The sequence below is a fragment of the Cupriavidus sp. H18C2 genome, assembly GCF_049393795.1.
Lineage (GTDB): Bacteria > Pseudomonadota > Gammaproteobacteria > Burkholderiales > Burkholderiaceae > Cupriavidus > Cupriavidus pauculus_C.
On sequence record NZ_CP186011.1, the window covers coordinates 120,735 to 141,559 of the forward strand.

The window sequence follows — 20,825 nt, forward strand, 5'->3', positions numbered from 1 at the left end:
ATATACTGGCGCGGTCCTGTCTTCCTGCCTCGCATTGCCGTGTCCGCCGCCGAATCGTTCCCGTTGCCCGATGACCCCAAGCCGTTGCCGCCCGACCGCCCCGGCGACAACGAGTGCTGCCAGAGCGGCTGCGATCCGTGCGTGTTCGATTTCTACAACGACGAGATGGACCGCTATCGCCAGGAGCTGAAGGCGTGGGAAGCCCGCCAGGCCGGGCGCGTGAAGGTGGACCCGTGAGCGATGGCGCGGCCGACGCGCTGGCCGGCTTTGTCGGCCAGCATCCGCGGCTGTTCGTGCTGACCGGCGCCGGTATCAGCACCGATTCGGGCATCCCTGGCTACCGTGACGAGCAGGGCCGCTGGCAGCGGTCCGCGCCGATGACGATCACCGCGTTCCTGAGCGGCCCGGCCGCGCGCCAGCGCTACTGGGCGCGCAGCATGGTGGGCTGGCCCGTGGCCGATGCCGCGCAGCCGAACGTCAGCCACCGGGTGGTGGCGAGGCTGGGGGATGCGGGGCGGGTGGCGGGGCTGGTGACGCAGAATGTCGACGGCCTGCACCAGCGCGCCGGCAGCCGCGACGTGATCGAGCTGCATGGCAGCATCGGCCACGTGATCTGCCTGTCGTGCGCCACGCGCTATCCGCGCGCCGAGATCCAGCGGCGGCTCTGGCGCATGAATCCGGCCTTCCGCGATGTGTCGGCGCTGCCGGCGGCCGATGGCGACGCGCACCTCGAATCGCCGCTGTTCGACGACTTTGCCGTGCCCGACTGCGAGCGCTGCGGCGGCGTGCTCAAGCCCGACGTGGTGTTCTTTGGCGAATCGGTGCCGCGCGAGCGCGTGGATGCCGGCCGGGCGGCGCTGGGCGCGGCCGACGCGATGCTGGTCATCGGGTCGTCGCTGACGGTGTTTTCGGGCTACCGGTTCTGCCTGTGGGCCGCCGAGCGCGGCGTGCCGATCGCGGCGCTCAACCTGGGCACTACGCGCGCCGACCCGCTGCTGGCGCTGAAGCTGTCGGCGCCCATCGGACCGACGCTGGCGGCGCTGGCCAGGTCGCTCGGGCTCGATGCCGCCGGGGAAGCCGCTACTTCAGGTCCAGCTTCACGCTGATGCCGTCCGGCGTCACGGTGATGGCGCCGGGCTGCACCTCGCGGCCGTTGAAGCGCAGTTCCTCGGGCTTGAACGTGTGCAGCGGGTAATCCTTCAGCAACTGCTCGGCCACCACGGCGCCGATGGCCTTGAGCTGCTGCGTGTACTGGCTCATGCCCTGGACCTGCACGTCCTGCACGGTCGGGTTGTCGAGCAGCACGGCGCGCTGCGTGGCGTCGTACTTCACGCCGCTGTTGAGCGACATCGTGCCGTTGACGGGCGGGGAGGGCAGGATCGTGTTGGTCACCGCCGCATCCATCTGCGTGGTCACGCGGTTGGTCGCGCCATCCAGCACCAGCCGGGGATGCGAAAGCTGCACGCTGACCAGTTCGCCATAGCGCAGCGTGGTGGGAAAGCGCTGGTCCACGGCGCGCTGGAGCTCGGCCTTGCTGAACGTGTACTCGCCGGTCCAGACGTTATAGCCGGCATGGGCCGCGCCGATGGCGGCGAACGCCAGCGCGGCGGCCAGGGCATGGCGGGTGTGTCGGGTGCGTCGGGTGCGGAGGCGGGGCGGGGTCACGGGCATCGGGGGCGAACGGGACGAATCCGGAGTGGGGATAGCCGGTGTGACCCGGCCCCGGCCGCGAACGTTCCGGAATGTGATGCCGGCGTATCAGTAATGCGGCGGGATCTCGTGCTGCGGGTGGCTTTCGGACGCGGTTGGCGCGGCGGCGCGCACCTGCTGGTACAGCACGCGGAACTGGGCCTGCAGCAGGTCGATCTGCTGCTGCTGGCGCGCGACGGTCAGGTTCAGCGTCTCGATCAGGTCCTCCTGAAAGGCGACCTTGACTTCGAGATCGGTCAGGCGGGATTCCATGGGCGATTCTCCGGTTGGCCGCGCATTGTACGGGATGCGGCCAACCGGGCGGGGCCGGTGCCCCGGCCGCTTACGGCTTGTAGACCAGCACCATCCACGTGATGCCGAACTTGTCGGTGACCATGCCGAAGCGCTCGCTGAAGAACGTGCGGTCGGCCGGCATCACGATCTTGCCGCCGGCGGCCAGCGCCTGCATCGTGCGGTCGACCTCGGCGCTGTCGGCGGCGTTGTAGGCCAGCGAGAAGCCCTTGAAATCGGTCTGGCCCTTGCACTCGCCGTCGGAGCCCATGACGATCGTGTCACCGATCTTGAGCGCCATATGCATCACTTTCTCGGCGTTCTCGGGGCGTGGCGTGCAGCCTTCGCCGGCTTCGGGCGGCGCATCCTTGAAGCGGATCAGGCCCTGCACCTCCGCGCCCAGCGCGGTCTTGTAGAACTCGGCCGCCTCTTCGGCGCGGCCGTCGAAAAACAGGTACGACTCGATCTTCGATGCCATCGAAACTCTCCTTGGGATGGGAGCCCGCGGCCGGGATCGGGCGGCGGGCAGTGTGCCTGCGCGGCGTCTTGTGTACGCCGTCCACAATAGCCTAGTCGACGGCCCTGGCCATGTCCACATATATTTTCGGCGGGCCCGGGTTTGGCGCCGGGGCCGTGCCATGTCACAATTCACGGTTACGAGTTTCGGGCGCCGGACCGGCTCGCCGCATGCCCCGGGCACGCGGGGGCGCCCCAAGAGCCGACACATTCACCTGGTTTCCTGGCGATGACTACCATCCTGCAGCACATTCCTTCCGGCCAGCGCGTCGGAATCGCCTTCTCGGGCGGACTCGACACCAGCGCCGCGCTCCTCTGGATGCGCCAGAAGGGCGCCATTCCCTACGCCTACACCGCCAACCTGGGCCAGCCGGACGAGCCGGACTACGACGACATCCCGCGCCGCGCCAAGGCCTACGGCGCCGAGGAAGCCCGCCTGGTGGACTGCCGCGCCCAGCTCGTGGCCGAGGGCATCGCCGCGCTGCAGTGCGGTGCGTTCCATATCTCCACGGCCGGCGTGACGTACTTCAACACCACGCCGATCGGCCGCGCCGTGACCGGCACGATGCTGGTGGCCGCCATGAAGGAAGACGGCGTCAACATCTGGGGCGACGGCAGCACGTTCAAGGGCAACGACATCGAGCGCTTCTACCGCTACGGCCTGCTGACCAACCCGGGCCTGCAGATCTACAAGCCGTGGCTGGACCAGCAGTTCATCGACGAACTGGGCGGCCGGGCGGAAATGTCCGAGTTCATGCGCCAGAACGGCCATGACTACAAGATGTCGGCCGAAAAGGCGTACTCGACCGATTCGAACATGCTGGGCGCCACCCACGAGGCGAAGGACCTGGAGCACCTGGATTCGGGTATCCGCATCGTCCAGCCGATCATGGGCGTGCAATTCTGGCGCGACGACGTGGAAGTGAAGCGCGAGGAAGTGACCGTGCGCTTCGAGGAAGGCCAGCCCGTGGCGCTGAACGGCAAGACGTTCGCCAACGCCGTGGACCTGTTCATGGAAGCCAACGCCATCGGCGGCCGCCACGGCCTGGGCATGAGCGACCAGATCGAGAACCGCATCATCGAGGCCAAGAGCCGCGGCATCTACGAGGCCCCGGGCCTGGCGCTGCTGTTCATCGCCTACGAGCGCCTGATTACCGGCATCCACAACGAGGACACCATCGAGCAGTACCGCGACAACGGCCGCCGCCTGGGCCGCCTGCTGTACCAGGGCCGCTGGTTCGACCCGCAGGCCATCATGCTGCGCGAGACCGCCCAGCGCTGGGTGGCCGGCGCCGTGACCGGCGAGGTGACCATCGAACTGCGCCGCGGCAATGACTACTCGATCCTGAACACCAAGTCGCCGAACCTGACATACAAGCCCGAGCGGCTGACGATGGAGAAGGGGGAGTCGATGTTCACGCCGCTGGACCGGATCGGCCAGCTCACGATGCGCACGCTGGACATCGTCGACACCCGCGAGAAGCTGCAGACCTACGCCAAGACCGGCCTGCTCTCCGCGCAGACCAGCGCCGCGCTGCCGAAGCTCGAAGACTGAGCCCCGGGGGCCATGGCACGAAAAACCGGCACGCTTCGCGCGTGCCGGTTTTTTTTTACGCCCTGCACGCCGCGCCGCAACGGGGCACAATGCGCGATGCCGGCCGCCGCGCCGGCCTTTCCATTCCTGCTTCGGCTTCGTCAATCGGGGAACCACCGCCATGCCAGATTTCGCCATGCAATACCGCCGCCTGGGCGCCAGCAACCTGAACGTATCCACCCTGTGCCTTGGCACGATGATGTTCGGCGACCAGACCGATGAGGCCGAGGCGGCCCGCATCGTGGCCAGCGCCCGCGACCACGGCGTGAATTTCATCGACACGGCGGACGTGTACACCAAGGGCGCGTCCGAATCGATGGTCGGCCGGCTGCTGCAGGCAAGCCGGCACGACTGGGTGCTGGCGACGAAGCTCGGCAACGCCATGGGCAGCGGCCCGAACCAGCAGAACTATTCCCGTAGCTGGATCATGCGCGAGGTGGAAGACAGCCTGCGCCGGCTGGCGACCGACTACGTCGACGTGCTGTACCTGCACCGCGACTTTGCCGGCGCCAACCTGGAAGAGCCGGTGCGCGCGATGGGTGACCTGATCCGGGCCGGCAAGATCCGCTACTGGGCCGTGTCGAATTTCCGCGGCTGGCGCATCGCCGAGATCGCGGCGCTGTGCGACAGGCTGGGCGTGCCCCGCCCGGTGGCCTGCCAGCCGTACTACAACCTGCTGAACCGCATGCCCGAAGTGGAAATCCTGCCCGCGTGCCAGCATTTCGGCCTGGGCGTGGTGCCCTACAGCCCCATCGCGCGCGGCGTGCTGACTGGCAAGTACCTGCCCGGCCAGGCGCCGCAGGCCGACTCCCGCGCCGGCCGCGCCGACAAGCGCATGATGGAGACCGAGTTCCGCGAGGAGTCGCTGGTCATCGCCCAGAAGCTGAAGGCCCATGCCGAAAGCCGCGGCCTGACGCCGGGCCAGTTTGCCACCGCCTGGGTGCTGGCCAATCCGATCATCAGCTCGGTGATCGCCGGCCCGCGCACGCTGGCGCAGTTCGAGGACTATTTTGGTGCAGTCGGTGCCGCCGTCTCGGCGCAGGAAGAGGCGATGGTCGATGCGCTGGTGCCGCGCGGTCATGCATCGACGCACGGCTACAACGATCCGAACTACCCGTTCGGCGGCCGGCCGGTGAGCGCCGCCTGATTCCGGGCGCCTGCCACAGGTAGGAATGACAACGGCAGCCGGGCTTTCCCCACTGGAAATACAGCGGGGAGTGATGCCCAAGCTGCCTGTTGCGCGGCTCGCACGCAGGGCCGTTTGAATACGTGCGCGGACCCACTTCCGTCGCACATTCCCCAGCCGATCCGCGTAATATAAAAGCACGCGATGGCCTTTGGATGAGGGCCGTCAGGCGCAGGCTTTGAGCCGGCGATGCCTGCCGAAACGGCAGGCCCGGCGCAACCGGATGCGAATCGTGTCACGTCGTGGCTGGATCCTCGCTGGGATGGCGGTCGCCGTATGCGGCGGCGCGTACATTGTCGTGAGCCTCGTCACGCACGAGGCGCGTACCTCCCAATGGCAGGCTCGCTACATGAGCCGGCTGGGCAAGTCGTTGACGTACGAAATTCTGCCCGGGCCGAGCGACAGCATCCGCTATCCCCATTCCGGCCCCTACGACCTGCGGCTCGGTTACGAGAGGCTGGGCGAATTCGGCGAGCGGCTGCTGCGGCAGGGCTATGTCACCACCGCGCAGTCGCGCATGTCGTATGACATGGTGCGGCTGATGGACCAGGGCATCTTTCCGCCGTACCGCGAGAAGACGCAGGCCGGGCTGGTGATCCGCGACTGCAACGCGCTGACGATGTCCCTCGACCGCTATCCGCAGCGGCAGTACGACAACTTCGACGCCATTCCCAAGGTGCTGGTCTCGTCGCTGTTGTTCGTCGAGAACCAGAACCTGCTCAATCCCGAATACCCGATGATGAACCCGGCGCTGGACTGGCGCCGGTTCTCGCGCGCGGTGATGGACCAGGGCATCCGGCTGGTGGATCGCGGCCACGGCGCGCCGGGCGGCAGCACGCTGGCCACGCAGATCGAGAAATACCGCCATTCGCCCGAGGGCAAGACGCAGTCGATCGCCGACAAGCTGCGGCAGATGACCTCCGCTTCACTGCGCGCCTACCGCGACGGCCCGGACACGCAGCGCGCGCGCGAGAACATCGTGGTGGACTACGTCAACACGGTGCCGATGTCGGCGCGCGCCGGCCACGGCGAGATCGAGGGCCTGGGCGACGCCATGTTCGTCTGGTACGGCGAGGATTTCGCGGAGGTCAACCAGTTGCTGCGCGAGATGGATCCGCGCCGGCCGTCGCCGCGCGCCGCCCAGGCGTACAAGCGCGCGCTGTCGCTGATCATCTCGCAGCGCCGGCCGTCGTACCACCTGCGCCGCGACGACACCAACCTGGACGCCCTGACCGGCAGCTACCTGCGCCTGCTGGCCGCGTCGAACGTCATCACGGCCGAGCTGCGCGACGCGGCGCTGGAACAGTCGCTGGACAAGGCGGCGCCGCCGCAGCGGCCCGCGCCCGAGCCGTGGGTCACGCGCAAGGCCGTGAACCAGGTGCGCAACGACGTGCAGCACATGCTGGGCGTGGAAAGCCGCTACGACCTGGACCGGCTGGACCTGACCGTCGACAGCACCATCAACCGCGAGGCGCAGCGGCTGGTGACGCAGACGCTGCAGCGCATCCGCAACAAGGACGACGCCCGGCAGATGGGCCTGTACGGCAAGAACCTGCTGCGCGACGGCGACGACCCGTCGAAGCTCGTGGCCAGCCTGACGCTGTTCGAGCGCGTGGGCAATGCCAGCGTGGTGCGCGTGCAGGCCGACAACGTCGACCAGCCGTTCGACATCAACAGCGGGGCGCGCCTGAACCTGGGCTCGACGGCCAAGCTGCGCACGCTGGTCACGTACCTGGAAGTCATCGACGAGATCGCCGAACGCTACCGCGGCATGAGCGTGGCCGAGCTGAAGGCCATCGACGTGCCGCGCCAGGACGCGCTGACGCGCTGGACGGTGGACTATCTGATCAAGGCGAAGACGCCCGCCGAACGCTCGCGCCAGGCCGTGCTGGAAGCGGCGATGGAGCGCAAGTACTCGGGCAACGCCGGCGAGGCGTTCTTCACGGGCGGCGGCATGCAGGCATTCACGAATTTCGAGAAATGGGAGGGCGAGCGCCAGATGACGGTGCGGGTGGCCTTCCAGCACTCGGTCAACCTGGTCTTCATCCGCATGATGCGCGACATCGTGCGCTACCAGGTCTGGCAGGAACACCCCGACGCCGCCACGCTGTTCGAAGACCGCGACTCGCCGCGCCGGCGTGCCTACCTGGAGCAGTTTGCCGACGAGGAAGGCTCGTCGTTCATGACGGCGTTCTGGCAGCGGTATCGCGGCAAGACCAACGACGAGCGGCTCAAGGTGCTGCTGGACCGCGTGAAGCTGCCCACGCCGCGCCTGGCGGCCGTGCGGCTGTCGGTGACGCTGCTCAGCGTGCGGCCCGATACCGATTACGACACCTTCGCCCGGACGCTGCGCGAGCGGCTGCCGAAGAAGTTCCAGCCGTCGGAGGAAGACCTGCAGGCGCTCTTCGTCAAGTACGGCCACGACAAGTTCAACCTGAACGACCGCGGCTACCTGTCGCGTATCCACCCGCTGGAACTGTGGATGATGGAGTACCTGGGCAAGCATCCGGACGCCACGCTCAAGGAAATCCTCGACGCGAGCGAGCCGGACCGGCAGACCGTCTATGCCTGGCTGTTCAAGACGCGCAGCAAGCTCGGGCAGGACGCCCGCATCCGCACGCTGCTGGAGCGCGAGGCGTTCGAGAAGATCGCCATGCGCTGGCACCGGCTGGGCTACCCGTTCGAATCGCTGACGCCGTCGTATGCGACGGCCGTGGGCGCGTCCGGCGACCGCCCGGCGGCGCTGGCCGAGCTGGCCGGCATCATCCTCGGCAACGGCGTGGACGCCCAGCCGGCGGCGGTGCGCACGCTGGCGTTTGCCGGCCAGACGCCGTACGCCACCACTTACGGGCTGCGGCCGCAGCCGGGCAAGCCGCTGATTGCGCCCGAGATTATTGCCACGCTGGTGCGGCGGTCGATGCTCGACGTGGTGCAGGCCGGCACGGCCAAGTCGATCAACGGGGCGTTCGTGCCGGTGAACCGCAAGGGCCAGCCGCAGGGCGCGCCGCTGGCGGTGGGAGGCAAGACGGGCACGGGCGACCAGCGCTTCCAGACCTACGGGCCGGGCGGCCGGGTGATTTCGTCGCGGGCGGTGAACCGGTCCGCAACCTTCGTCTTCGTGATTGGCGAGCGCTACTTCGGCACCGTGACCGTGCACGTGCGCGAGCCGTATGCCGCGCGCTATGTGTTCACCAGCGCGCTAGCGGTGCGGGTGCTGCGGTCGCTGGCGCCGCAGATTTCGGCCATGGCCGCGCCGGGCAGCAACGACGCCACGCTGCTGCGCTGCCGCGACACCCAGGCCGCCCCGACGATGACCACGCTGCAACTGCCCGACGGCAGCCCGGCGCTGGACGGCCGCGCGGGCGGCGCGGCGGACGGCAACCTAGCGTTTGCGCCGAACGGCGTCGTAGATAAATAGCAGGACCATCGCGCCCAGGATCGACGCGATCCAGCCGACCGCCTCGCCGGGCTGGTAGAAGCCCATCGCGCGGCCGACGTAGCCGGCCAGCAGCGCGCCCAGCACGCCCAGGAGGATCGTCATGATCCAGCCCATCTTGTCGTCGCCGGGCTTGATGGCCCGCGCCAGCAAGCCGACGATCAGGCCAACGAACACCGTACCGATAAATGCCATCATGATGCGCTCCTTCCGTGGTGAAACTGCGAAGAGGACCGCGGCACATCGTGCCACCGTCATGTGACTGGCGCGCGAATCGGCGCGGCGCGGCGTAACCGGTCTGCCGCGCCGCCCGCGTGCGCCGGGCCGGTCAGCCTGCCTTGCGCGACGTGATCACGGCCTCGGCGACATTGGCCGGGGCCTCCGCGTAGTGCTTGAACTCCATCGTGAAGGTGGCCCGGCCCTGCGTGAGCGACCGCAGCGACGTGGAATAGCCGAACATCGTCGCCAGCGGCACCTCGGCGCGCACGATCTTGCCGCCGCCGCCCGAGATGTCCTCCATGCCGTGCACGATGCCGCGCCGCGACGACAGGTCGCCCATCACGTTGCCGGTGAACTCCTCGGGCGTCTCCACCTCGACGGCCATCATCGGCTCCAGCAGCACCGGCTTGGCGCGGCGCATGCCTTCCTTGAACGCCATCGACCCGGCCATGCGGAACGCGTTCTCGTTCGAGTCCACGTCGTGGTACGACCCGAACACCAGCGTGGCCTTGACGTCCACCACCGGGTAGCCGGCCAGCACGCCGGACTCCAGCGTCTCGCGGATGCCCTTGTCCACGGCCGGGATGAACTCGCGCGGCACCACGCCGCCCTTGATGGCATCGACAAATTCGTAGCCGCCGCCCTGCTGCAGCGGCTCCAGGTTCAGCACCACGTGGCCGTACTGGCCGCGCCCGCCCGACTGCTTGACGAACTTGCCTTCCACGTCCTTGGCCGCCGACTTGATCGTCTCGCGGTAGGCCACCTGCGGCTTGCCGACCGATGCCTCCACGCCGAACTCGCGCTTCATGCGGTCCACCAGGATCTCCAGGTGCAGCTCGCCCATGCCCGAGATGATGGTCTGGCCCGATTCCTCGTCGGTCGCCACGCGGAACGACGGGTCCTCCTGCGCCAGGCGGTTCAGCGCGATGCCCATCTTTTCCTGGTCGGCCTTGGTCTTCGGCTCCACGGCCTGCGAGATCACCGGCTCCGGGAACGTCATCCGTTCCAGGATGATGACCTTGTCGGGGTCGCACAGCGTGTCGCCCGTGGTGGCCTCTTTCAGGCCCACGGCGGCGGCGATGTCGCCGGCGCGCACTTCCTTGATCTCGTTGCGCACGTTGGCGTGCATCTGCAGGATGCGGCCCAGCCGCTCGCGCTTGGCCTTGACCGGGTTGTAGACCGTGTCGCCCGAATTGACCACGCCCGAGTAGACGCGAAAGAAGATCAGCTGGCCGACGAACGGGTCGGTCATGATCTTGAACGCCAGCGCCGAGAACGGCTCGTCGTCGCTCGGATGGCGCTCGGCTTCCTTGTCGTCCTCGGTGTGGCCCAGGATGGCGGGCACGTCCACCGGCGACGGCAGGTAGTCGATCACGGCGTCCAGCATCGCCTGCACGCCCTTGTTCTTGAACGCGCTGCCGCAGAGCATCGGCACGATCTCGCCGGCCACGGTGCGCTTGCGCAGCGCGGCCTTGATCTCGTCCTCGCTCAGGGTCTCGCCGCTCAGGTATTTCTCAAGCAGCTCCTCGCTGGCCTCGGCCGCGGCCTCGATCATCTTGTCGTGCCATTCCTGGGCCAGGTCCCGCAGGTCGGCCGGAATGTCGGTGTACTCGAAATGCACGCCCTGGCTGGCGTCGTCCCAGACGATCGCCTGCATCTTGACCAGGTCCACCACGCCCAGGAAGTTGTCCTCGGCGCCCACCGGGATCTGGATCGGGATCGGATTTCCCTTCAGGCGGCTCTGGATCTGGTCGCGCACGCGCAGGAAGTCCGCGCCCACGCGGTCCATCTTGTTGACGAACGCGATGCGCGGCACCTTGTACTTGTTGGCCTGGCGCCAGACCGTCTCGGACTGCGGCTGCACGCCGCCCACGGCGTCGTAGACCATGCAGGCGCCGTCGAGCACGCGCATCGAGCGTTCCACCTCGATCGTGAAGTCGACGTGGCCCGGCGTGTCGATGATGTTGATGCGGTGCTCGGGGTAGTTGTTGGCCATCCCCTTCCAGAACGCCGTGGTGGCGGCCGACGTGATGGTGATGCCGCGTTCCTGCTCCTGCTCCATCCAGTCCATGGTGGCCGCGCCGTCGTGCACCTCGCCCAGCTTGTGGTTCACGCCGGTGTAGAACAGGATGCGCTCGGTGGTGGTGGTCTTGCCGGCGTCGATATGGGCGCTGATGCCAATGTTGCGATAGCGCTCGATGGGGGTCTTGCGGGGCACGGTGTTTTCTCCTGTCAAGGGCACCACGGGCCGATAAGCGTAGCACTTTCACGAATTGCGCGTATTTCCCCGCGCCGCACAAGGCATGGCGGCCCGCCCGCCCGGATCAGGGCCAGTGGTCGCGCGCGTAGACGCCGGCGGCGGCCCGGGCCAGCGCCGCGCGGCCGGCCGCCTGTGTATCGGTATAGAACGGCGGGTCGGCCAGAGGCAAGCCATTGTCGCGCGCGGTCTCCACCAGGATCCGCAGGTATTCGGTCATGCGCGACGCCGTGAAGCCGTTGGGATCGTGGAAGGCGACGATCACGGGCGTCACGCCGTCCACGGCCGGCAGCCGGTGCGCGGCCATCGCCCGGCCCACCTGTTCGAGTTCGTGGCGCATGTGCGGGCGTCGGCGCAGGCTGATGGTCCAGCCGTAGAACTTGCCGTCGCGCGCGTTGGCGTCGGCCATCAGCATGCCCAGCCCCACCTGGGCGTACACGGCCTGGGTGGCGGGGCTGTACGCCCAGTTGGGCGGCCGCACCACCGCCAGCGCCTGGCCGCACTGGGCGGCGATGTCACCCTGCCCCCGGCGCAGCGACGCGGCCAGGACGTCCGGCGCCAGCCGCGTGTGCGGGACATGGCCGGCTTTCATGCCGCTATGCACGGCCATCAGCTGCCCCTGCGCGCAGGTCTCGCGCATCTGCGCGCGGCCTTCCGGGCCGCCGCCCCGGCGCGGGTGTTCGGTCTGGACGAAGAAGATGGCCTTGATGCCCGGCGCCAGCGGGTTGTCGGCCAACTGGCGCAGGATCAGCGGCGTGCCGCCGTACGGGCCGGTGTCCGGGCCATCGTCGAACGTCAGCAGGAACCGCACGGGTGGCAGCCGGGCCGCCGTGTCGGGCGCCAGCGGCGTGACGGGCCCCAGCGCGCAGCCGGCCAGCGCCAGCGCGGCGGCCAGGGCGGGGAGGCAGGTGAGGGCGGTAAGACGGCGGCGCGGGCGCTGCCCGGTGGAAGTGACGTTCACGGCAATTCGTTGATTGGGGCGGTGCGGGCGGCATGACCATCGGCCGGCCCGTCGTTGTCGGTACGTGGGGTAGTTGTCAGCGCGCGTCCGATCACGCATTCAGCCAACGGCTCACGGCGTGGCGCCGGCCGGCTACCTAGAATGGTGGGACATTTCCGAACTCTGAACGCTTATTCGACAGGAAGGCGGTTTCCATGCTCCGTCCGCTCAAACCCATCGCATTGTCCGTGCTGCTCACCTGCGCCGCGCTGCCGGCGCATGCCGACGATCCCGGCGTCGTGTTCTCGGCCGCCAAGCCTGGCGACGCCCTGCCCGGCGGCTGGCAGAACCGGCCGGTCGTCTCGGGCAAGACACCCACCCGCTACGCGCTGGTGGCGCAGAAAGGTACCACGGTGCTGCAGGCCGATGCCAGCAGCGCCGCCTCGGGGCTGGTCCACGAGGGCGACGTCGACCTGTCTAAGACGCCGGTGGTGGAATGGCGCTGGAAGGTGGCGGCGCCGATTCCCGGCGCCGACAACAAGGTGGGCGACAAGGAGGACGCACCGGCCCGGCTGGTGTTCTTCTTCGACGGCCGCAGCAGCAACCTGTCGATCGGCGAGCGCGCCGAGGCGCTGGCGGCCAGCGCGGCCGGCGAAAAGCTGCCGTACGCCACGCTGATGTACATCTGGACCAACAGCGCGCCGGTGGGCACGGTCATCCCGAACCCCCACACCAGCCGCGTGCAGATGATCGTCGTCGGCAACGAGCCCGGCAAGTGGCAGACCCTGCGCCGCAACGTCGTCAGCGATTTCCAGAAGGTGTTCCGCGAGGCGCCGGGCAAGCTCACCGGCTACGGCGTGATGACCGATACCGACAACACCGGCACCACCGCCCGGGCGTGGTACGGCGACATCGCGTTCAAGTCCGCCCGGTAGGCGAGCGCCCGCTTACTGGCCCGGCGGCGGCGCAGCGGCGATGGCGGCCTGGATGGCCGTCGACACCCGCGCCGCCAGCCCGCTGGCATCGGTCAGGCCCGCTGCCTCCCGCACGCTGACCACCTTGGCAGGATCGTAGTGGCGGCCGCTGCCGATGGCCGCCTCGAACGCGTTGGCGCGGGCGTTGATCGCCTCGGGGTCGGCATCGACGAGCAGGATGGCGTGGGCCAGTACCAGGTGGCGCTGGCCGTCCGGCGACTGGGCGTCGGCCGGCGCCCGGCGCCAGTACTGCGCCGTCCCGGCGATCTTGCGCGCAGCATCGCCCGGCCCCCAGGCAAGGTTGTAGCGGCCATCGCAGAACGACCCCTCCACGGCCTGCCAGTGCGTTTCCACGCCCACCTGCCGCAGGCCGGCGGCAATCACCTCGCACAGGTGCAGGTAGACCGGCTCCATCCACGTGGCCGCGCCCTTCGGCACCGCCTAGGCCAGGCTCACGTTGAGGATGCCCGGCCCCTGCGGCACCAGCCCCCCGCCCGACATGCGCAGCCAGACCGGGCAGCCCCGCGCGGCAAAGTCGGCCCGCGCGGCCTCGATGCCGGGCTGGCGCAGGTAGCTGCGCGGAATCACCAGCGATAACGGCGCCTCCCACAACTGCGCCACCGGCCCCTGCCGGGCGGCATGGTCCAGCAGCGCGAGTTCGCCCTGCAGCGGGTCTGCCTCGGCAGGATCGGGGTCGACGAAGGCAAACCGCGTGGCGTGGTTCAAGGTCATGGTCGGTCGATGAGAGGCGGCAGCAGCCCGGCGCGGGCCGTCCTGCCGATGTGCAGCATCCGCCATGCGCCACGATGGTGCTCAAAGGCGCCGGCAAAGCTGCCGTTATTTTCGAAGCCTGCCGGATGTCCGCTGGGCCATCCGTCATCCTCAGCCTGTCGCATCATGAACCGACTTACCCTCAATGCCAAACTCTGGGCGGCCCTGGCCGTCATGTGGGTGCTGCTGCTTGCCCTGGGCGCCTGGAACGCCTTCCACACCAAGTCCGTCATGATGGCGGAGCGCCGCGACGGCCTGCAGTCGCTGGTGGCCACCGGCGAGGGCATCGTCAAGCTGTACGCCGAACGCGCCGCCAAGGGCACGATGTCGAAGGAAGACGCCCAGAAGGCGGCCAAGGACGCGCTGCGCGCGATGCGCTTTGGCCAGAACGGCTACCTGTTCGTGGTCGATTCCAAGCCGCAGGTGATCCTGAACCCCGGCTTGCCGCAGACCGAAGGCAACGTGGTCGGCGAGTTCAAGGACCCGGACGGCGTGTATGTGTACCGCGCCATCATCGACGGCGCGCGGCGCACCAGCGGCGAGGACGCGGGCTTTTCCACGTACCGCGGCCGCCTGCCGGGCACCGAGAACCCGCAGCGCAAGCTGACCTACGCGCGCCACGTGGCCGACTGGGACTGGTTCGTGGCGACCGGCGTGTTCCTGATCGACATCGAGGACGCCTTCCGCGCCAACCTGATCAACGCGTTCCTGAGCACGCTGCTGATCGGCGCGATGATCGCGGCGGTAATGGGCCTGATCATGCGCACGGTCAAGCGCAGCCTGGGCGGCGAGCCGGCCTATGCGGTGGAGGCGGTGTCGCGCATCGCCAGCGGCGACCTGACCGTGCCGGTGCGCGTGAGCGCCAGCGACGACCACAGCGTGCTGGCCGCGATGCAGCAGATGCAGCAACGTCTATCGGCCACGCTGGGCGATATCCGCGGCGCCGCGAGCTCGATTGCCACGGCGACCAGCCAGATTTCGGCCGGCAATCTCGACCTGTCGCAGCGCACCGAGGAGCAGGCGTCGGCGCTGGAGCAGACCGCGTCGAGCATGGAGGAACTGACCGGCATCGTCCGCCAGAACGCCGACAACGCCCGCCAGGCCAGCGCGCTGGCCGTGAATGCGTCGGACATCGCCAACCGGGGCGGCGAGGTGGTCAGCGAGGTGGTGGTGACGATGGGCGAGATCAACCAGGCGTCGCGCCAGATCGTCGACATCATCGGCGTGATCGAGGGCATTGCCTTCCAGACCAACATCCTGGCGCTGAACGCGGCCGTGGAAGCGGCCCGCGCCGGCGAGCAGGGCCGGGGGTTTGCGGTGGTGGCCGGCGAGGTGCGCAGCCTGGCCCAGCGCAGCGCCAACGCGGCCAAGGAAATCAAGACGCTGATCGACAATTCCGTGGCGCAGGTGGACAACGGCTCGGCGCTGGTGGCCAAGGCTGGCGAGACCATGCACGAGGTGGTGAGCGCCGTGCGCCGCGTGACGGACATCATGGGCGAGATCAGCGCGGCGTCGGCCGAGCAGAGCACCGGCATCGAACAGGTGGGCCAGGCCGTGACGCAGATGGACTCGGTGACGCAGCAGAACGCGGCGCTGGTGGAAGAGGCGGCCGCGGCGGCCCAGTCGCTGGCCGAGCAGGCCGATTCGATGATGCGCGCGGTGTCGGCGTTCCGGCTGGCGACGGCCTGACGCCGGGCGGCCCCGCCCGCGCCACAAGGCAAAAAACCGCGGCCTGGACCGCGGTTTTTTCTTGCCCGGGCCGATGGCGGGTCAGATGACCGGGGTCGGCTGCAGCGCCTGCATGGCCTGCGCGGCAATCTCGAACGAGCGCAGCCGGGCCGTGTGATCGTAGATCTGACCGGTCAGCATCAACTCGTCCGGGCGCAGGTCGTCGACGAAGGCCTGGATGCCCTGGCGCACCGTTGCCGGGCTGCCGACCACCGAGCAGGCCAGCGAGCGGCGGATGGGATCGGCTTCGCTGGCGTCCCAGAGGCGGCTGATGTCGTCAACAGGCGGCTTGAGCTGGCCCGGCGTGCCGCGCACCAGGGACAGGAACTGCTGCTGCAGCGAGCTGAACAGGCGGCGCGCCTCGTCGTCGGTATCGGCGGCAAACACGTTCAGGCCCAGCATCACGTGCGGGCGGTCGAGCTGGTCGGACGGGCGGAATGTGCGGCGGTACAGATCCACGGCCTGGCGCATGAAGCCGGGCGCGAAGTGCGACGCAAACGCGAACGGCAGGCCCATGGCCGCCGACAGCTGCGCGCTGAACAGGCTCGATCCCAGCAGCCACAGCGGCACCTTCAGCCCGGCCCCGGGCACGGCGCGCACGCGCTGGCCGGGTCGTACTTCGTCGAAATAGGCCTGCAGTTCTTCCACATCCTGCGGAAAGCTGTCGGCCGCGTCGTGGTCGAGGTGGCGGCGCAGCGCGCGGGCCGTGGCCTGGTCGGAACCCGGCGCCCGGCCCAGGCCCAGGTCGATGCGGCCCGGGTAGAGCGACGCCAGCGTGCCGAACTGTTCGGCCACCACCAGCGGGGAATGGTTGGGCAGCATGATGCCGCCCGAGCCGACGCGGATGGTAGACGTGCCCTGGGCCACGTAGCCGATCAGCACGGCCGTGGCCGCACTGGCGATGCCGGGCATGTTGTGGTGCTCCGCCAGCCAGAAGCGGCGGTAGCCCAGGCGTTCCGCATGCCGGGCGAGGTCCAGCGTGTTGTGCATGGCCTGGGCGGCGGTGCTGCCTTCCGCGATTGGCGAAAGATCGAGCAGGGAATAGGGGATCATGGCTTGCCACGCACCGGCCGGGGCCGTGCGTCGTTGGATTCGGGGACGGGCTATGGTAGTCATCCCCGCCCGATCCTGCTGGCGCCGGCCAAGAAGCCATGCTGGCCGTGGGGCCTCGTGGGCGGGCCCGCGTCCCGGGCCCGGGCGCCGGTGGCTAGTGGGCGGCCGCCTGCTTGGGGGCGTCGGCGGCGGGGCCGCTATCGGCGTTCAGCGCACCTTGCAGCCGCTTCCATTCGTCAAAGCCGCCGGCCAGCGCCCAGGTGTTCGGAAAGCCTGCCGAACGTAGCCGTTCCGCCAGAACAGCGGCCGACATCTCGTGCGGGCAGGCGCAGTAGATGACGATGTCCGAGCCCTTGTCGTGATCGGCCAGCGCGCTGAACGGCGCCTGCATGCCCATGACCAAGGCGCCTGGAATACGCTCGATCGGCGTCTCGCCCTGCGCGCGGACGTCGACCACCACCACGGGCCGCTCGACCCCGCCCCGGCGCTGTTCCAGTTCCATGACCGTCATGCGCGGGATGCGGCCGGTTCGGCGCAGCAGGCGCCAGCGCAGCCAGAATCGCCACGCAATGAACAGCACGAAGCCGCCCGCGGCGATCATCACGGCGATGTGCCCGTAGGCGCTGAAGGCGGCCAGGATCGTATCGACGAAATCGCTGAACACCACGCCTGCCAGCAGCGCGCCACCGGCCCAGACCAGCGCGCCCAGGGCGTCGTAGAACAGGAAGGTCAGGAACGGCGTCGCCGTCATCCCGGCCATGGCCGTGGACAGCGCGCCGGCGCCGGGCAGCAGCTTGGCGAACACCAGCGAGCGCGGGCCGACGCGCAGGTAGAGCGACTGGGTCTGGCGGATGCAGGTGTCGGGGGACAGCGACACGCGGCAGATGGTGCGCAGCATCGGCTGGCCCAGGCGCTTGCCGGCGAAATACCAGGCGCTGTCGGCAATCAGGCACGCGGCGATGACCGCGAACAGCACGGCGCCGATCGACGGCCCGCTCTCCTGCATCGACAGCGCGCCGGCGACGAACAGCATCGGATAGGCCGGCACGGGCAAGCCCGCCTGTTCCGCCAGCACGTTCAGGAACACCAGACTCAGTCCGTGCCCATCGAGCAACGCCTGCAAATCGCCCACGACATGTCTCCCGCCAATTGTGGATGTCCGGCAACGTAAAGGGGGCGGTGCCGGGAAAAGGTTCACAGTGTGCCAGCCCGGCACGTCGCCGGGGGCGGCGCGCGGCACGGCACTACGTCAAATTTCCTGAAGCCGGTGCGTTCGCGGCGGGATCGCCGGGTCGGTGGCAGCGGCCGGGACGCAGTGCCGACAGTGTGTCACTGAATTCCTTCAGGATAGCGACGTAGCGCGGAAACAGTGTGTTGACCACGGCGGCATTGCCTTGGCCCGCGGCCGATTCCAGCGACTTGCCCGCCGCCAGCAGTGACGTGCAGCGCGCCAGCGCCGCGCTGCCCTTGATACGGTGCAGGCAGTGCTGCACGTCCGGCCAGTCCCGCCGTGCCACGGCCCGACGCAGCGCGGCAAGGTCCTTGTCGTTGGCATCGAGCAGATGGGTCACGATCATCGTCTGGACCGTGGCGTCGCGGCAGGCGGCACTGGCCACGGCCACGCCGATCGCGCGGCATTCGTCGGGTTTCAGGTGGACGCATGAGCGGCCAGGGCTCATGGAACCAGGCGGTGCCGACGCGCGAAGTCGGCCAGGTCCACCACTGATTCGGCACCCAGCTTGCCCATGATCCGCGCCTTGTAGCTGCTTACCGTCTTGTTGCTGATGAACAGCGCCTTGCCGATGACCTTGTTGCTCATCCCGCGGGCCAGCATCCGCAGGATCTCCATTTCCTTGTCGGACAGGTTGTGCAGGCCCGGTGTCCGCCCCATGTTCGTCGGGTCACGCTGCGCGAGGCTCGGGAATACGGTGAAGCCGGCCAGCACGCTTTCCGCGCAGCGCGTGATCGCGTCCAGGTCCTGCGTCTTGCTGACGTAGCCATGGGCCCCGGCCTGGAACGCGCGGGCGGCGCACTGCAGGGGGTCCTGGGCGCTGAGGATCAGCACGCGGATCGACGGGTGCAGCGACCGCATCTGCGGCACCGCTTCAATCCCGTTCGGGCGCGGGATGTCGAGGTCTAGGATGACGAGGTCCGGCTTGTGCTGGCGGACGTGATCGATGGCCGCCTGACCGTTGTCGGCTTCGTAGACCTGCGTGACTTCCATCAGATCGCATACGTTGGCGCGCAGGGCGAGGCGCAGCGCAGGGTGATCGTCGACGATCAGGATCGTGGTCATGCCTTGCTCGCAGTGCCGCTGGCATCGCCGGGCTATTCAGAAGACGAGGCAGTATAGAAACGGGGAGGCAGTCTGAATATGCGACGCTTCCCCATTCCTTGTAGGAAATTTCCGCAAGTGTGTGCCTAAAGAGGCATATCGTCCGACAAAAAAATAGCGACCCGCCGTAAGCCACGGGGGTCGCGAATCGGGAATGCGAGGAGGTCAGATTCCTCAAGGAGTGTTATCGGCACTTGCGAGGTTCGCTTATCCCTACTGAGGTGGGGCATGCGGCACACAGCAGCTCAATCAGGCGATCAGGCGTTCCGGCTGAACGGTTGGCGCCAGGGCGTCGCGGATCCGCCGTACTCCGGCCTCCATCTCGGCATGGGCGGCATCGAGCCACGCAATGCGGTGGCGCACCGGGTCGTTCGGCGACAGGTCGCGCTCGGCAATCTCGCGCAGGAAGTAACGCACCATGCTGCCCGCGCGCGCCGGCACCGGCATCATCCCGACCAACTGGTCGCGCGACAGCAGACCGGCGTCCACGGCGTGAAGCAGCGCGGCCCAGGCCGTGCGGCCCAGCGCGACATAGATCGCGTCGGGCCGGATCTGGGGCAGGGCGGCCAGGAACAGGTGATCGAATACCCGGCGCAGCATGGCGGTTTCGAGGATCTCGTCCAGCGAGCCGTCGAAGGCCAGACCGCGCCGGGTGGTGGCGTGCGGCAGCAATGCCATCGGCTGGATCGACTCGAATCCATCGTTCCAGAGGGCGGCGGCATGCGGCTGGCCCACCAGCTCGGGCACGCGAAAGTGATCGAGCATCCTGATCAGATTAGGGCGGACCATGCGGCCGCCCAGTTCTACCCGCCGCTTGTGCTCGCGCTGGATGACGCGGCCAGGTGTGTGGGTGCGCAACAGTTCATCGGTCAGCGTCGCCGCGAGCTGCACGTGGGCATGGCCAGGCGTGCCGCTGACCAGGATGAGCCTGGCGTTCTCGTTGCGATGTTCGAAGGGCACGTACTTCATCACATACGCACCGTTCTGTTCGACGATCAACGGCTTGTCAGCCATGGCGCGAACGCCGCCGCGCCGGATGCGCGCGCAATACTCTTCCAGGTAATTCGCCAAGATGTCCCCGCTCCCGAATGCTTCCCTGTGTCCTGATCCATGTTCTTTTTTGGGTCATGTTAAGCGGGGATTAACGGGAGACAAAGCGGTGACGTGCTTCTTCGTCCGCTTGAAGAAGGTGGGAGCGTGGGCTATCGAACGAAGTGTGCCGGGGTGTCGGCTTGGGAAACTGCGGGGGGGAAAGAGGGCTGCCTGGACAGGCCGGGGAAAAAAGGCCGGACACAGGCGTGTCCGGTAACCCATTTGCTGACTCAGGTCGTGTCAAAACCCGAGGTTTCAAATGATAACCATTATCATTTGAAAAATCAATCCCGGATGCGTCAGGCCAGCGTGGTATCGATCGTGATCGTCGCCGACAGCGACTTGTGCACCGGGCACTTGTTGGCGACGCGCAGCAGGTCCTCGCGCACGTTCGCGGGCAGGTCGCCTTCCAGAGCGATCTGGCGAATCATCGTGTAAGCGCCCGGCGATTCTTCATGGCCGACGCTCACGCGGACTTCGTTCAGCGCATAGCCCTTGCGCTTGGCATAGAGCTGGAGCGTGAGCGTCGTGCAGGCGGCCAGCGCAGAGTCCAGCAGATCGTGCGGATTCGGAATCGACGGATTGCCCATGGGCGCGTCGAGATCCGCCTGCCACTTGGCGGTGCCGTTATCGAGATCGCAGACGCTCGTGCCGGAGCTGGCGAGCCAATGGGCGTGGATGGTCATCGGAAGATTCCTAGAAGGGGTGGTAGCCGGGGCGGCCTGAAAGAGGATTCTATACAGT

At 68.2% G+C, this 20,825-nt stretch carries 19 protein-coding genes and 1 pseudogene; 7 read left to right on the plus strand and 13 right to left on the minus strand.

The annotated features are described in order from the left end of the window. Positions 1-39 precede the first annotated feature (39 nt). Together EPAKOI_RS17205 and EPAKOI_RS17210 are read left to right on the plus strand one after the other, a co-directional pair. Positions 40-237, plus strand: a complete 198-nt coding sequence (locus tag EPAKOI_RS17205; RefSeq protein WP_253700164.1) for an oxidoreductase-like domain-containing protein — start codon at positions 40-42, stop codon at positions 235-237. Continuing rightward, positions 234-1,106 carry an NAD-dependent protein deacetylase gene (locus EPAKOI_RS17210; protein WP_423194097.1) on the plus strand — a complete coding sequence of 291 codons (873 nt, stop codon included), beginning with the start codon at positions 234-236 and terminating at the stop codon, positions 1,104-1,106. The genes EPAKOI_RS17205 and EPAKOI_RS17210 overlap by 4 nt, the downstream gene beginning before the upstream one ends. On the opposite strand, the gene EPAKOI_RS17215 is transcribed toward EPAKOI_RS17210, so the two are convergent. The 3 genes from EPAKOI_RS17215 to EPAKOI_RS17225 form a co-directional block, all read right to left on the minus strand. Beyond that, complete coding sequence (locus EPAKOI_RS17215; RefSeq protein WP_423194098.1) at positions 1,081-1,665, minus strand: DUF1439 domain-containing protein; 585 nt, start codon at positions 1,663-1,665, stop codon at positions 1,081-1,083. The genes EPAKOI_RS17210 and EPAKOI_RS17215 overlap by 26 nt on opposite strands. 93 nt (positions 1,666-1,758) lie before the next feature. Beyond that, a complete protein-coding gene (locus EPAKOI_RS17220) occupies positions 1,759-1,962 on the minus strand; it encodes a SlyX family protein (protein WP_313839250.1) in 204 nt (67 codons plus the stop codon). A 70-nt stretch (positions 1,963-2,032) separates the two neighbouring features. Beyond that, positions 2,033-2,458 carry a VOC family protein gene (locus EPAKOI_RS17225; protein ID WP_124685881.1) on the minus strand — a complete coding sequence of 142 codons (426 nt, stop codon included), beginning with the start codon at positions 2,456-2,458 and terminating at the stop codon, positions 2,033-2,035. A 267-nt stretch (positions 2,459-2,725) separates the two neighbouring features. Here EPAKOI_RS17225 and argG point away from each other — a divergent pair, with 267 nt between their 5' ends. The 3 genes from argG (at position 2,726) to EPAKOI_RS17240 (ending at position 8,694) form a co-directional block, all read left to right on the plus strand. Further along, on the plus strand, positions 2,726-4,051 hold the full coding sequence (argG, locus tag EPAKOI_RS17230; RefSeq protein WP_423194099.1) for an argininosuccinate synthase: 1,326 nt from the start codon (positions 2,726-2,728) through the stop codon (positions 4,049-4,051). Positions 4,052-4,211: 160 nt separating this feature from the next. Further along, on the plus strand, positions 4,212-5,237 hold the full coding sequence (locus EPAKOI_RS17235; protein ID WP_124685883.1) for an aldo/keto reductase: 1,026 nt from the start codon (positions 4,212-4,214) through the stop codon (positions 5,235-5,237). Between the two features lie 301 nt (positions 5,238-5,538). Then, a complete protein-coding gene (locus EPAKOI_RS17240; protein ID WP_423194100.1) occupies positions 5,539-8,694 on the plus strand; it encodes a transglycosylase domain-containing protein in 3,156 nt (1,051 codons plus the stop codon). Here the strand turns inward: EPAKOI_RS17240 and EPAKOI_RS17245 are convergent. From EPAKOI_RS17245 to EPAKOI_RS17255, 3 genes are all read right to left on the minus strand, one after another. After that, the gene (locus EPAKOI_RS17245; RefSeq protein ID WP_124685885.1) at positions 8,659-8,910 is read right to left on the minus strand and encodes a GlsB/YeaQ/YmgE family stress response membrane protein; all 252 of its coding nucleotides are present in this window, start codon (positions 8,908-8,910) and stop codon (positions 8,659-8,661) included. The two genes, EPAKOI_RS17240 and EPAKOI_RS17245, sit on opposite strands and share 36 nt — an antisense overlap. Positions 8,911-9,040: 130 nt before the next feature. Further along, a complete protein-coding gene (fusA, locus tag EPAKOI_RS17250; RefSeq protein WP_124685886.1) occupies positions 9,041-11,149 on the minus strand; it encodes an elongation factor G in 2,109 nt (702 codons plus the stop codon). Positions 11,150-11,255: 106 nt separating this feature from the next. Then, complete coding sequence (locus EPAKOI_RS17255; protein WP_423194101.1) at positions 11,256-12,149, minus strand: polysaccharide deacetylase family protein; 894 nt, start codon at positions 12,147-12,149, stop codon at positions 11,256-11,258. A gap of 194 nt (positions 12,150-12,343) precedes the next feature. Here EPAKOI_RS17255 and EPAKOI_RS17260 point away from each other — a divergent pair, with 194 nt between their 5' ends. Further along, a complete protein-coding gene (locus EPAKOI_RS17260) occupies positions 12,344-13,063 on the plus strand; it encodes a DUF3047 domain-containing protein (protein WP_313839237.1) in 720 nt (239 codons plus the stop codon). 12 nt (positions 13,064-13,075) lie between these two features. Here EPAKOI_RS17260 and EPAKOI_RS17265 read toward each other — a convergent pair. Continuing rightward, positions 13,076-13,834 (minus strand): annotated as a pseudogene (locus tag EPAKOI_RS17265) (lipoate--protein ligase family protein). A 165-nt stretch (positions 13,835-13,999) separates the two neighbouring features. On the opposite strand from EPAKOI_RS17265, the gene EPAKOI_RS17270 reads away from it, so the two are divergent. Continuing rightward, positions 14,000-15,562 carry a methyl-accepting chemotaxis protein gene (locus EPAKOI_RS17270; RefSeq protein ID WP_423194102.1) on the plus strand — a complete coding sequence of 521 codons (1,563 nt, stop codon included), beginning with the start codon at positions 14,000-14,002 and terminating at the stop codon, positions 15,560-15,562. Positions 15,563-15,643: 81 nt separating this feature from the next. On the opposite strand, the gene EPAKOI_RS17275 is transcribed toward EPAKOI_RS17270, so the two are convergent. The 6 genes from EPAKOI_RS17275 to EPAKOI_RS17300 all read right to left on the minus strand — a co-directional run bounded on the left by EPAKOI_RS17275 (position 15,644) and on the right by EPAKOI_RS17300 (position 20,767). Continuing rightward, positions 15,644-16,654, minus strand: coding sequence for an LLM class flavin-dependent oxidoreductase (locus EPAKOI_RS17275; protein WP_423194103.1), 1,011 nt, complete (start codon positions 16,652-16,654; stop codon positions 15,644-15,646). Positions 16,655-16,808: 154 nt separating this feature from the next. After that, positions 16,809-17,786, minus strand: coding sequence for a rhodanese-like domain-containing protein (locus EPAKOI_RS17280; protein WP_313839231.1), 978 nt, complete (start codon positions 17,784-17,786; stop codon positions 16,809-16,811). A 112-nt stretch (positions 17,787-17,898) separates the two neighbouring features. After that, positions 17,899-18,333 (minus strand): Hpt domain-containing protein, encoded by a 435-nt coding sequence (locus EPAKOI_RS17285; RefSeq protein WP_124685893.1) that lies wholly within the window; start codon positions 18,331-18,333, stop codon positions 17,899-17,901. After that, positions 18,330-18,950 carry a response regulator transcription factor gene (locus tag EPAKOI_RS17290; RefSeq protein ID WP_313839229.1) on the minus strand — a complete coding sequence of 207 codons (621 nt, stop codon included), beginning with the start codon at positions 18,948-18,950 and terminating at the stop codon, positions 18,330-18,332. Before EPAKOI_RS17290 ends, EPAKOI_RS17285 begins: the two co-directional genes overlap by 4 nt. A gap of 288 nt (positions 18,951-19,238) precedes the next feature. Continuing rightward, on the minus strand, positions 19,239-20,060 hold the full coding sequence (locus tag EPAKOI_RS17295; RefSeq protein WP_423194104.1) for a hypothetical protein: 822 nt from the start codon (positions 20,058-20,060) through the stop codon (positions 19,239-19,241). Between the two features lie 320 nt (positions 20,061-20,380). Then, positions 20,381-20,767 (minus strand): OsmC family protein, encoded by a 387-nt coding sequence (locus tag EPAKOI_RS17300; protein ID WP_423194105.1) that lies wholly within the window; start codon positions 20,765-20,767, stop codon positions 20,381-20,383. Positions 20,768-20,825: the final 58 nt, after the last annotated feature.